Consider the following 12,351-nt stretch of genomic DNA (forward strand, 5'->3'; position numbering starts at 1 on the left):
GAAGAACCGTCGTCAAGACTGACCCATTCATCTCGATCGGCCGCCGGGCCAGGGAGCAACGAATGACCGTCAGCGTGCGCAGCTATCTTTCCCCCACCCTGGTCCTGCTGGCTTTCGACTGGCCCGATGCGGCGACGCGGTCCGATTTCCTCGGCTTCGCGATCCGGCGCACGCCCGGCTTCTGGTCGGCCGACGGCAAGACGCGTGCGCCGGACAGCTGGCTGCCCAATCGCCTGACGTTCGACGGCCCGGCCGCCGACACGCAGGGCGATGCGCCGACCGATCAGGCGCCGATTCAGAAATTCATGTGGTGGGACGCGCGCATCGATCCGCAGGACCGCGGTGCGTCGTTCCGCTACGACGTCTATCCGGTCGTCGGCACGCCGGCGAACCTGCAGGTGCTCGACGCGCAAGCCGGTGTGTGCGACGTCGTGCTGCCCGCGCACGTCGAGGACGGCATCGGCACGTGGTTCAACCGCGCGGTGGTCAGCTCGCAGGCGTTCGCGAAGCAGGTCGCGGCGCTGGGCCTCGCGCCGAACGAGGCGCCGAGCGCCGAGCAGGCGCTGAAGCTGCGCACGTGGCTCGCGAACGACATGGAACAGGTGTTCGCGGAGATGCTCGATCCTGCGTCGCGCGCGGTGTCGGCCGTCTATCACCTGACCGACACGCTGTGGGCGCTGCCCGCGTTCGAGGCGTTCGGCCGCCGGCACGGCGAAGCGTCGCTCGCGATCGTCTACGACGCGCATACGACGGCGCGCAAGGGCAAGCCGCCGCTGCCGTCGCCGAACCAGCCGGCCGTCGATGCGCTGCAGGGCCTCGCGACGCTCGCGCCGCGCGACCGGACGCACATCATGCACGACAAGTTCATCGTGACCGATGCGCCGTCCAGCCCGGCGCCCGCACGCGTGCTGACCGGTTCCGCAAACTTCACGACCGAGGGGCTGACCGAGCAGGCCAACGTGCTGCACGCGTTCGATTCGCCCGCGCTCGCCGCGCTGTACAACGAACGCGCCCACGCGCTGGCCGGGAATCCGTCGATTGCGGAGACCGCCCGGCTGTCGCCGGGCTGGTCGGCGCCGATGACGATCGGCAGCGCGCAGGTACGCGTCGCGTACTCGCCGGAGCCGTCGGGGCAGCGTACCGAGATCGATACGATCGTCGCCGCGATCGCGGCCGCGAAGCATTCGGTGTCGTTCTGCCTGTTCATGCCGACCGACGCGGCGCTGCGCGATGCGTGTTTCGCGGCCGGCGACCGCGGGCTGATGATGTTCGGCCTCGTGAACCGGATCAACGCGGGCAGCGCGACGAAGGCCGATGCCGCGCAGCAGGGCGGCCAGTCGCTCGATGCGGCGACGCTCGCGAACCTCGAGCTGTACCACCGCAGCCGCGACAACCATGACGTGATCGACGCGTCGTATTTTTCGCCGGCCACGGTGCCGCAAGGCTTCGAGCCGGAGCTGCGGCTCTTCCCGGGCGAGCCGGCGCCGGCCTTTCCGCCCGTCGTGATCCATCACAAGTTCATCGTGATCGATGCGGAAGGCGCGAATCCGGTCGTTTATACGGGCTCGGCGAACATGAGCCGCAACTCCGAGCAGTACAACGACGAGAACCTGCTCGAGATCCGCGACAAGCGGATCGCGGCGATGTATCTCGCGGAATTCCTGCGGCTTTACGAGCACTACCGCGCACGCGCATTGGCGATCAATGCGAAGCAGCGGGGCACGGGCGCGCATGCGCGGCTCGCGCTCGCGCCCGATTCGAGCTGGGCGAAGAAGTATTACGTGGCAGGCAGCCCCGAACAGAAGGCGCGGATCGCGCTGGCGTCGACCGAGCCGACGGACTGATGCGCCGAAACGTTGCAGTGCCAACGGCGCGGACGTGTCGCGCCCCGGTCGGCTGATGCCGCCGCTTACGCGGCGACGTAGCGGAGCACCGCGTCGGCGATCGTGTCGCGATGCCGCGCGCGTAGGCGCGGCGCCGACGGATCGCGGCCGAACGCGGCACCGAACGTGTAGCGGTTCGACACGCGATGGAAGCAGAACGAGCTGATCAGCAGGTGCAGATCGAACGCGTCGATGTCCTTGCGGAACGCGCCGCTGGCTGCGCCGCGCTCGAGCAGTTCCTCGAGCGTCTTGATGATGCTGACGTTGCGGTTCTTGAACGACTTGAGCTGTTCGACGTATTTCGCGCCGTGGATGTTCTCGATCGACACGAGACGGACGAAATCGCGATGCTTGTCGTGATAGTCGAACGTGAATTCGACGAGACGGCGCATGCCTTCGCGCGGCTCCATGTCGCCGACGTGCAGTTCCTGCTCGAGCGCGCGGATGTCGCCGTACACCTTCTCCAGCACGGCCTCGTACAGGCCTTCCTTGCTTTCGAAGTAGTAGTAGAGCATCCGCTTCGTCGTGTTCGTCCGCTCCGCGATCGCGTCGACGCGCGCACCGGCGAGGCCCATCGCGGAGAATTCCTGCGTGGCGACGTCGAGGATGTTGCGCTTGGTTTGCTCGGGATCGTATTTGCGCCGCGCGTCGGACGCAAGCGCGCGGGTGTCGGACGTGGCGGCCTTGCTTCCTGCTTTCATGTGACTTTGTTGTGGTTCGCGGCGGCTTGGAAAAGCCATTCTAGCATGTGGGAAATGCCCGCCCGGCCGACCTTCCGCTCTAATCGGCAAGGCGGCCGCGGGCGCTCAGCGGCGGCAGGACGCGAGCGCGTCGCGGGCCTGGTACGCCGTATACGTGAGCTGCGCGGCGGCGAGGCCGGCCAGGCCGAACGTGCGCGTGAGCCCGAACGCGGCGAAGCCCTCCGGCACGGGCCGGCCTTCGGCCAGCGCGGCGGCGAGCGCCTCGCCGGCCACCGTGGTCGGCGCCATCCCGTGGCCGCCGAAAGCGATCGCGTGCCACACGCCGTCCGCGTCGCGGCCGATCTGCGGCATCTTGTGCCGTGCGTAGCTCATCAACCCGCCCCACGCATAGTCGACCTTCACGCCTTCCAGTTGCGGATACACGCGCAGCAGGTCGCGCCGCAGCAGGCGCGCGATCGCGTCGGGGCCGCGGTCGAGCACGGAGATCCGGCCGCCCCACAGGATCCGCGTGTCCTTCAGCGGACGGTAGTAGTCGAACGCGAAACGCGTGTCGTAGATCGCGTACGGCGCGTCGATCGCGTCGGGCAGGCGCGTGCCGAGCGGTTCGGTCGCGATCACGTAGGTCGCGATCGGCAGCACCGCGCGCTCGATGCGCGGCGACACGCCGCGCGCGTAGCCGCCGCCGGCGAACACGACGTCCTTTGCGCGTACCGCGCCCTGCGCCGTGCGCACGACGTACCCGGCGCCGTCGCGCGCGATGCCCAGCGCGGCCGAACGCTCGTACACGCGCGCACCGCCGCGCGAGGCGGCCGCCGCGACGCCGAGCACGTACTTGAGCGGGTGGAAGTGGAACGCGTTCGGCTCGAACAGGCCGCCGTAATAGCGCTGCGTCTTCAGCCGCTCGCGCAGCGCGCCGGTCGGGACGGGTTCCCACTCGACGCCGAGCTCGTTTTTCATCAGCGCGCGCACACCGTCGAGCCGCGACGGATCGTCGAACCAGTTCGCGAGCATCACGCCTTCGTCGACGATGTCGCAGTCGATCCCGTAGCGGGCGATGCGCGCGCGGATCAGGTCGACCGCATCGACGGTGAGCCGGTACAGCCGGCGCCCTTCGTCGCGGCCGAGCGTGCGCAGCAGGTCGGCGTTGTCGAGACTGTAGCCGCCGAACACGAAGCCGCCGTTGCGGCCCGACGCGCCGAAGCCGACCCGTTCGCTGTCGAGCACGACGACGTCGCGCACGCCGCGCTCGACTAGGCCGAGCGCCGTGCACAGGCCGGCGAGGCCGCCGCCGACGATGCAGACCTGCGTATCGGTCGTGCCGGTCAGTTGCGGGTAGGGCTGGCGGGTAACGGTGGCTTCGTAGAAGTTCTGCATGCGTTTTCGGTGATTCGTGGCGGCGGAAAAACGGACGGCGGGCGTCGATCTTGCCTGAACGCGCGCGCCGCGTCGAATGGGGTTTTCAGCGCAGCGGCCGCCGCGATCGGGCGGCCGCCTGCGCGTCACCGGGCTTCAGGCGCCCGGCGTCGGGTTGACCGGCCGGGCGACGTAGGCCGGATAGCCGGCGTCGGCCTTTTCGGTGGCGTCGGGTGTCGCGTTGCGGTCGATCCACGGCGCGATTTCCATGTCCTCGTAGCGCACCAGACGGCACTTACGCACCAGCGCGTAGCCGAGCCAGATCGCGAGGAAGAACGGCAGGCCGATGTAGGTCGCGGCGACGCCCGTCCAGTCGATCCTGTCGGCGAGGAACGCGCGGTAGTCCTGGCCGAGCGCGACGACCGCGCACAGGGCGAACGCGAACAGCGGACCGAACGGGAACCACTTCGAGCGATACGGCAACTGGTCGAGCCGGTAGCCCTGTTTCAGGAAGCCCTTGCGGAACCGGTAGTGGCTGACCGCGATGCCGAGCCACGTGATGAAGCCGGCCATGCCCGACGTGTTCAGCAGCCACAGGTAGACGGTCTTGTCGCCGTACAGCGACGTGAGGAAGCACAGCGCGCCGACGGCGGTGGTCGCATACAGCGCGTTGCGCGGCACGCCGCCCGGCGACAGCTTCGCGAACAACTTCGGCGCGCGGCCTTCGACCGCGAGGTTGTAGAGCATCCGTGTCGACGCATACATGCCCGAGTTGCCGGCCGACAGCACGGCCGTCAGGATCACCGCGTTCATCACGCCGGCCGCGAACGCGAGGCCCGCGTGGCGGAACACGAGCGTAAACGGGCTCACACCGATATCGGTCACGTCGCTCTTCAGCAGGCTCGGATCGGTGTACGGAACCAGCACGCCGATCACGAAGATCGCGAACACGTAGAACAGCAGGATTCGCCAGAAGATCTGGCGCACCGCGCGCGGAATCGTCGTGCGCGGATTTTCCGATTCGCCGGCCGCGACGCCGATCATTTCGGTGCCCTGGAACGAGAAGCCCGCGATCATCGCGACGCCGAGCATCGTGGCCCAGCCGCCGACGAACGGCGCGTCGCCGATCGTGAAGTTGCCCCAGCCGGCGCTCGGGCCGCCCTGCATGATCCCGAAGATCATCAGCAGGCCGACGCCGACGAACGCGAGCACCGTCAGCACCTTGACCAACGCGAACCAGTATTCGGCTTCGCCGAAGCCGCGTACCGACAGCGCGTTGAGCGTGAAGATCAGCGTGAGGAACAGTGCGCTCCACCACACGCCCGGCACGTCCGGAAACCAGTAGTGCATCACGAGCTGCGCGGCGACGAGCTCCACGGCCAGCGTCACGGCCCAGCTGTACCAGTAGTTCCAGCCGAGCGCGAAGCCGAAGCCTTCGTCGACGAACTTCGCGCCGTAGGTCGCGAACGACCCGGACACCGGCATGAACGCGGCCATTTCGCCGAGGCTCGTCATCAGGAAGTAGACCATCAGGCCGATCACCATGTACGCGAGCATCGCGCCGCCGGGGCCGGCCTGCGAGATCGACGCGCCGGATGCGACGAACAGCCCCGTGCCGATCGAGCCGCCGATCGCGATCATCCGTAGATGGCGGGCCTGCAACGCGCGGTGGAGGGACGGCTTCGCGGGCGGCGAGCCGGACGGACGGGACGAATCGGGGCGGGCATCTGAATGCATGGCGTGCGCTGGGCGCTGTCTCCGGGATTGTTTTTTCGGTGACGAAGCGCGACGCGTTGCCGGCCGCGGCCGGGTAGCGGTGATGCGGTGCGGAACGGGCCCGCTGAGCCGGGCCGTGGTGCGTGTCGCCTTCGTCGGTCGTCCGGCTGCCGTGGTGGCGGCCGGCGGCGCGCCGGGTGCGTTGCACCTCGACGTCGCACCGATTGTGTGTGCCCGGTGCACCGGCGGCAAACGATATTTCCGAACAGGGTGATGCGAGATGGTCATCAACTTGTGTCGTGTCGAGACACATCCGAGCGCCCGGTTACGGGCTTGTGAAGCGTCCCATATCGGCACGGAAACGGGGGTGGCGGGCCTGCTTACTTCTTGCGTTTTTGGAATGAAGTCGTGAGTTAATATCAATAGCGGCCCGACTTGTGGCCATCGACAATGCGTTTCATGGATCGTGCCTCGCGAGGCTGGGGCGTGCCGTCCGGCCCGGCTTTCCGGCGACGGCGCAGCGCGATGCGCAGGATGGCGCACCGGGCCCGCCGCGCGGCGCATCCGCTTGCACAAGGCGCTCGAACGCGCTCCAATCGAATCACGCGGGCGGCGCTGCCGCCGCACCGATCAATCTGTCCCTGAAGAGGAAGTGATGCAATTCAACGACATTCTTGCCGCGCTCGACATCGATCTCGCCCAGTGGAAGGGCAACGCGCTGACCGCGCGTTCGCCGCTCGACGGCGCGACGCTCGCGACGCTGGCCGTCGACACGCCCGCCGACGCAGAACGCAAGATCGACGCCGCGCACGACGCATTCCTCAAGTGGCGCACGGTGCCGGCGCCGGTGCGCGGCGAACTCGTGCGCGTGTTCGGCAACGTGCTGCGCGAGCACAAGGCCGAGCTCGGCCGCCTCGTCACGCTCGAAGCCGGCAAGATCACGTCGGAAGGCCTCGGCGAAGTGCAGGAAATGATCGACATCTGCGATTTCGCGGTCGGCCTGTCGCGCCAGCTTTACGGCCTCACGATCGCGTCCGAGCGTCCGGGCCACCGGATGATGGAAACGTGGCATCCGATCGGCGTGTGCGGCGTGATTTCGGCGTTCAACTTCCCGGTCGCGGTGTGGGCGTGGAATGCGGCGCTCGCGTTCGTGTGCGGCGATTCGGTCGTGTGGAAGCCGTCCGAGAAGACGCCGCTCACCGCGATCGCGTGTCACGTGCTGCTTCAGAAGGCGCTGCGCGAGTTCGAGAAGACGCATCCGGGCGTCGCACCGGCCGAGTTGAGCCAACTGGTGCTCGGCATGCGCGATGTCGGCGAGGTGCTGACGGCGTCGAAGAAGGTGCCGGTCGTCAGCGCGACGGGCAGCGTGCGGATGGGCCAGGAAGTCGCGAAGGTGCTGAGCCAGCGCCTTGCACGCGGCATCCTCGAACTCGGCGGCAACAACGGGATGATCGTCGCGCCGAGCGCGGATCTCGACCTCGTCGTGCGCGCGGTCACGTTCGCGGCGGTCGGTACGGCCGGCCAGCGCTGCACGACGCTGCGCCGCCTGATCGTGCATCGCAGCCTCGTCGAGCAACTGCTGCCGCGCATCGAGAAGGCGTATGCGTCGGTGAAGGTCGGCAACCCGCTCGAGGAAGGCACGCTGGTCGGCCCGCTGGTCGATCGTGCGTCGTTCGACGCGATGCAGAAGGCGCTGGCCGACGCGCGCGAGCAGGGCGGCGAAGTGAAGGGCGGCGAGCGCGTGGACGTCGGTCACGCGGATGCGTACTACGTGCGTCCGGCCATCGTGCGGATGCCGAAGCAAACGGCGGTGGTCGAGCGCGAGACGTTCGCGCCGATTCTCTATGTGATGGTCTACGACGATTTCGACGACGCGATTGCCGTGCACAACGCGGTGCCGCAGGGGCTGTCGTCGGCGATCTTTACCAACGACATGCGTGAAGCCGAGCAGTTCATGTCGGCAGCCGGCAGCGATTGCGGGATCGTCAACGTGAACATCGGCACGAGCGGCGCGGAAATCGGCGGCGCGTTCGGCGGCGAGAAGGAAACGGGCGGCGGGCGCGAGTCGGGTTCGGATGCGTGGAAGGCTTATATGCGTCGCGCGACGAATACGATCAATTACAGCCGGCAGTTGCCGTTGGCGCAGGGGGTGAAGTTCGACGTATAAGTGCAGGCGCCCTGCTTGGGCGCTTCGACGGTTGAATGAAATGGGCCGGTTGCCGTGGAAGCGGTAACCGGCCCATTTCGCTTACTGCGTGGCGCGCGGCGCGCCGATCGATCGCGAGCGTACCCGCTCGATGGTCGACTTACGATTCGTGCCGCGTGGAACCATCGTTCGCCGGCATGTTCTGCACCACCAGCATCTGCGGGCTCGACAACGTAATCCCCGCCGCCCGCAACTGCTTGAGGATCTCGAACAGCAGATCGCTCTTCGTCGAACTCGCGATTCGCGGGCTCGACACGTAACCCGTCACGCTCAGCGTGATCCCGTCCGGCGTGAGCTGACTGAACGTCACCGACGGCGCCGGCTTCTCGAGAATCGCCTGGTGCTCGCGATACGCATCGAGCAGCAGGTCGCGCACCTGCTCGGGATCGGTGTTCAGCGGGAACGTCAGCACCAGCGTCGCGACGCCCTGCGTGCTGTTGCCCATCGTCACGTTGCGCACGTTCTGCGAGATCAGCTGCGAGTTCGGCACGATCACGGTCGAGCGGTCGCTCAGCTGGATCTCGGTCGCGCGCACGTTGATGCGGCGAATATCGCCCTCGACGCCCGCGATGCTGACCATGTCGCCTACCTTCACCGGGCGCTCGGTCAGCAGGATCAGCCCCGACACGAAGTTCTTCACGATTTCCTGCAGGCCGAAGCCGATCCCCACCGACAACGCGCTGACGATCCACGCGAGATTGTTCCACCTGACGCCGAGCAGCCCGAGCGTCATCAGCACGAGCAACACGTAGCCGACGTTGGTGAACAGCGTGATCAGCGACACGCGCATGCCCGTATCCATGCCGAGCGCGGGCATGAACTCGCCGTCGAGCCAGCGGCGCAGCGAGCGCAGCAGGTACAAGCCGATCGCGAAGCCGATCACGGCGTTCATGATCCGGTCGGGCATGATGTTCAGGCTCTGCAGCCGCTGGCTGCCGATCATCGCGACCGCGCTGTCGAGCAGGTCGCTCGGCGTGGTGCCGAAGCCGCCGGTCAGCAGCGCGATCGCCGCGATCAGCATCAGCAGGCTCGTGCCGAAGCCGGACAGGACCGTGCGTGCCTGGTCGAGGTGGCGGTCTTCGAGCGCGAACAGATGCTTGATCTGCTGGCCCGACGACAGGCTCGACGAGAACAGGCTTTCGCTCGCGTCGCGCGTCAACTGAATCAGGATGTAGGTCGCGCACAGCACGATCTCGAACCACACGAGCTCGTACGTGATGAAGCGCGCGACCGTGATGTAACCGATCAGGAGTGCGATCAACGAAGCGACGATCGCGAGCGTGACGCCGGCATGGATCAGGCCGGCGAGCGTCGAGCGTTGCTCGGGTGCCTCGCCTGCCGCCGCGAGTGCGCTGCGCGCGCGGTTCGCGCGCAACAGCGATGCGCCGACCGTCAGCGCGACGACGAGCGATACGATGCCGCGGCCGAGCAGCGTGACCGACAGGCTGGTATCGACGATCCGGTTGATCGATTCGAGCGTGCCCGACACCAGCAGCAGCGCGGCCAGGATGCTGGGGAACGGCTTCATCGCGAGCGCGACCGGGTCGGCGAGCGCAGGCAGTCGCCACGACGGATGCTTCGTGCAGAGCAGGGCGCGGCCGAGCCCGGCGATCAACGCGCAAGTTGCGGCGAGTTTCGCGAACTGGTCCCACAGATCGGTCAGCGACGGCGTGAGTTCGTAGTGGCGCGCGACGGCGAGGTAGAAAATCTGAATCGCGATGGCCGTCGCGAGGAAGGTCGACAGCGCGGTCGACAGCGCGAGCGCACTGCGGCGCAAGCGGGTGGGCGGCAGACGGTTCAGCGCGATCCACGCGAGCCCGCGCTCGATGAGCCGGCGGCCGCCGAGCCATGCGGCGAATGCGGTGATCAGTAGCAGCGTGGTGATCGCCCGTTGCCCGGGCACCCACGACGAATGCAGCATATCCAGCAGTTCGCCGTTGAAATCATCGAGCCGCTGGCGATCGTCCGGCGCCAGGTGGAACAGCGGCAGCCAGAACTGCGCGCTGAAGATGCTGCCCGAACGGAACGCGAGCTGGTTCTTCAGCAGGCTGCGGTGCAGCTTCGCGAACTGCTCGGTCAGGTTCGCGAGGCTCGCCTTCTGGTCGGCGGCCTGCTTCAGCGCGGCATCGATCTGCGTCTTGCGCGCGTCGAGCGCGGCCCGCTGCTTCGCGACGGCAGGCGTTTCCGGTGCGGCGCCCTCGGCCGGCGGCGGGCCGAGCACGTCGAGTTGCGCCTGGACCTGCGCGCGTTGCGGCGTGAGATCGCTCTGCAGTTTCGCGACATCGGCGCTCAGTTCCTGCGCCGAATCGTCGAGCGCGTCCAGCTCCTTGCTGTTGGACGTGGTCGAGGTCTGCTGCTTGATGCGGTCCAGCTCCGCCTGCATCTGTTTGAGCTGGGCGACGGCGTCGGGCAGCGAGATGGCCGGCACGGATGCGCCGACGCCGCTCGCGACGGGAGCGGAAGCGGCGGCCGGGAATGCCGACGCGGTCGCAATGGCCGCGAACTGCAGCAGCGCGATCAGCGCGATCCGGCGGGCGTACGTGGATAGTCGTTGTATGGACATGGAATGCTTACGATTTGCCGACAATGCCGGTTGCCGAAAGGCAGCCGGAAGCCGGTAGTTGGCCCGCTAGCATGTTACCGGGGCGCGGAGCGCGTGGTTGTACCGATTGCGTCTCGTCGTCCGCAGCGATATCGGCGGCGCGTGCCTGCGCGAAACAGCGCGGCAACCCCGTCGTTACCGGCCCGCGCGCGCGGCCGATGGCACCGGAGCGCCGCGCGGACGCGCTTTCCGTGCCCGACACACGGTTACGCAAGTTACACATTATCAGGCGGGAAAATGGGGCATCGGATTGTTTCGGCGCCTGGAACGCGTCCGGCCGGCTGCCTTGCCCATGCGTCAAACGGGCGTGCCGGTACAATGCAGCGATCCGCCCGGCGGCGGTTCGGCGGACGACGCACAACACGACACGATCAGGAGACGCGCCCAAGATGGCCTCAACGGACAGCCTTTACCAGGCACCTGCCCAATCCCCCTCCATCGACCCCGGTTCCATTTCGGCCCGCCTCGACCGCCTGCCGGCGACGCGCAGCGTCTGGAAGCTCGTGGTGCTGCTGAGCCTCGGCTTCTTCTTCGAACTCTACGACCTGCTGTACAGCGGCTACATCGCGCCGGGCCTCGTGAAAAGCGGCATCCTTTCCGCGACCACGCACGGCCTGTTCGGCACCACCGGCGTCGCGAGCTTCATCGCCGCGCTGTTTTCCGGGCTCTTCATCGGCACGATCGCGTGCGGCTTTCTCGCCGACCGCTTCGGCCGCCGCGCGATCTTCACGTGGTCGCTGCTGTGGTATACGGCCGCCAACATCGTGATGGCGTTCCAGGACACCGCGGCGGGGCTGAACTTCTGGCGCTTCGTCGTCGGTCTCGGCCTCGGCGTCGAGATGGTGACGATCGGCACGTACATCTCCGAACTCGTGCCGAAGCAGATTCGCGGCCGCGCGTTCGCGTGCGAGCAGGCGGTGGGGTTCGTCGCGGTGCCGGTGGTCGCGTTCCTCGCTTACCTGCTCGTGCCGCACGCACCGTTCGGCCTCGACGGCTGGCGCTGGGTCGTGCTGATCGGCGCGCATGGCGCGCTGTTCGTGTGGTGGATTCGCCGCGAACTGCCGGAAAGCCCGCGCTGGCTCGCGCAGCAGGGCCGGGTCGACGAAGCCGACCGCATCATGCGCGTGCTCGAGGCGAAGGTCGAAGCCGAATACGGCCGGCCGCTGCCGCCGCCGGCACCAGCCGAACCCGTCCCGCCGCGCGGCAGCTTCCGCGACATGTGGGTGCCGCCGTATCGCAGCCGCACGATCATGATGACGATCTTCAACGTGTTCCAGACGGTCGGCTTCTACGGCTTCGCGAACTGGGTGCCGACGCTGCTGATCAAGCAGGGCATCACGATCACGTCGAGCCTGATGTATTCGAGCGTGATCGCGCTCGCGGCGCCGATCGGCCCGCTGATCGGTCTCGCGATCGCCGACCGCTTCGAGCGCAAGTCGGTGATCGTCGCGATGGCGGCGGCGATCGTCGTCTGCGGGCTGCTGTTCAGCCAGACGAAGGTGGGTGCTTTCCTGATCGTGCTCGGCATCGGCCTCACGCTGGCGAGCAACATCATGTCGTACAGCTTCCACGCGTACCAGGCCGAGTTGTTCCCGACGTCGATTCGCGCGCGCGCCGTCGGCTTCGTCTATTCGTGGAGCCGCTTCTCGGCGATCTTCTCGTCGTTCGTGATCGCGGCCGTGCTGCGCGGTTTCGGCACGTTCGGCGTGTTCGCGTTCATCGCGGGCGCGATGGTGATCGTGATGGCGGCAATCGGTTGGATGGGGCCGCGCACGAAGGGCATCGCGCTCGAAACCATCTCGAAGTAGTGGGCAGGTGCGCACGCGTGTCGCACGGTTCGTTGCGGCATGCGTGCGAGGCGGTCACAGGTTTCCGGTTTGGGCCGTCCGG

The 12,351-nt window shown here is 67.6% G+C and carries 7 protein-coding genes; 3 read left to right on the top strand and 4 right to left on the bottom strand.

What is annotated here, in order from left to right; all coding sequences use genetic code 11:
* Positions 1–62: 62 nt before the first annotated feature.
* Positions 63–1,844 carry a phospholipase D-like domain-containing protein gene (locus tag WS61_RS11145; RefSeq protein WP_059500538.1) on the top strand — a complete coding sequence of 594 codons (1,782 nt, stop codon included), beginning with the start codon at positions 63–65 and terminating at the stop codon, positions 1,842–1,844.
* A gap of 65 nt (positions 1,845–1,909) precedes the next feature.
* On the opposite strand, the gene WS61_RS11150 is transcribed toward WS61_RS11145, so the two are convergent.
* The 3 genes from WS61_RS11150 to WS61_RS11160 all read right to left on the bottom strand — a co-directional run bounded on the left by WS61_RS11150 (position 1,910) and on the right by WS61_RS11160 (position 5,674).
* Positions 1,910–2,584 (bottom strand): TetR family transcriptional regulator, encoded by a 675-nt coding sequence (locus tag WS61_RS11150; protein ID WP_034204121.1) that lies wholly within the window; start codon positions 2,582–2,584, stop codon positions 1,910–1,912.
* Positions 2,585–2,689: 105 nt separating this feature from the next.
* Positions 2,690–3,958 (bottom strand): FAD-binding oxidoreductase, encoded by a 1,269-nt coding sequence (locus WS61_RS11155; RefSeq protein ID WP_059500539.1) that lies wholly within the window; start codon positions 3,956–3,958, stop codon positions 2,690–2,692.
* A 135-nt stretch (positions 3,959–4,093) separates the two neighbouring features.
* On the bottom strand, positions 4,094–5,674 hold the full coding sequence (locus tag WS61_RS11160) for an amino acid permease (RefSeq protein WP_059500540.1): 1,581 nt from the start codon (positions 5,672–5,674) through the stop codon (positions 4,094–4,096).
* Between the two features lie 634 nt (positions 5,675–6,308).
* Here WS61_RS11160 and WS61_RS11170 point away from each other — a divergent pair.
* On the top strand, positions 6,309–7,820 hold the full coding sequence (locus WS61_RS11170) for an aldehyde dehydrogenase family protein (RefSeq protein WP_059500542.1): 1,512 nt from the start codon (positions 6,309–6,311) through the stop codon (positions 7,818–7,820).
* Between the two features lie 139 nt (positions 7,821–7,959).
* Here WS61_RS11170 and WS61_RS11175 read toward each other — a convergent pair whose 3' ends face one another.
* Positions 7,960–10,422, bottom strand: a complete 2,463-nt coding sequence (locus WS61_RS11175) for a DUF3772 domain-containing protein (protein ID WP_059500543.1) — start codon at positions 10,420–10,422, stop codon at positions 7,960–7,962.
* A 428-nt stretch (positions 10,423–10,850) separates the two neighbouring features.
* Here WS61_RS11175 and WS61_RS11180 point away from each other — a divergent pair, with 428 nt between their 5' ends.
* Positions 10,851–12,269, top strand: a complete 1,419-nt coding sequence (locus WS61_RS11180) for an MFS transporter (RefSeq protein WP_059500544.1) — start codon at positions 10,851–10,853, stop codon at positions 12,267–12,269.
* Positions 12,270–12,351 lie beyond the last annotated feature (82 nt).

Origin of the sequence: Burkholderia sp. ABCPW 11 (genome assembly GCF_001523445.1) — a bacterium.
GTDB lineage: Bacteria > Pseudomonadota > Gammaproteobacteria > Burkholderiales > Burkholderiaceae > Burkholderia.

What these genes read in the sequence shown, in the direction of transcription:
- WS61_RS11160 (WP_059500540.1), bottom strand. Translation starts at nt 5,674, where the DNA reads ATGCATTCAGATGCCCGCCCCGATTCGTCCCGTCCGTCCGGCTCGCCG.
- WS61_RS11145 (WP_059500538.1), top strand. Translation starts at nt 63, where the DNA reads ATGACCGTCAGCGTGCGCAGCTATCTTTCCCCCACCCTGGTCCTGCTG.
- WS61_RS11170 (WP_059500542.1), top strand. Translation starts at nt 6,309, where the DNA reads ATGCAATTCAACGACATTCTTGCCGCGCTCGACATCGATCTCGCCCAG.
- WS61_RS11180 (WP_059500544.1), top strand. Translation starts at nt 10,851, where the DNA reads ATGGCCTCAACGGACAGCCTTTACCAGGCACCTGCCCAATCCCCCTCC.
- WS61_RS11155 (WP_059500539.1), bottom strand. Translation starts at nt 3,958, where the DNA reads ATGCAGAACTTCTACGAAGCCACCGTTACCCGCCAGCCCTACCCGCAA.
- WS61_RS11150 (WP_034204121.1), bottom strand. Translation starts at nt 2,584, where the DNA reads ATGAAAGCAGGAAGCAAGGCCGCCACGTCCGACACCCGCGCGCTTGCG.
- WS61_RS11175 (WP_059500543.1), bottom strand. Translation starts at nt 10,422, where the DNA reads ATGTCCATACAACGACTATCCACGTACGCCCGCCGGATCGCGCTGATC.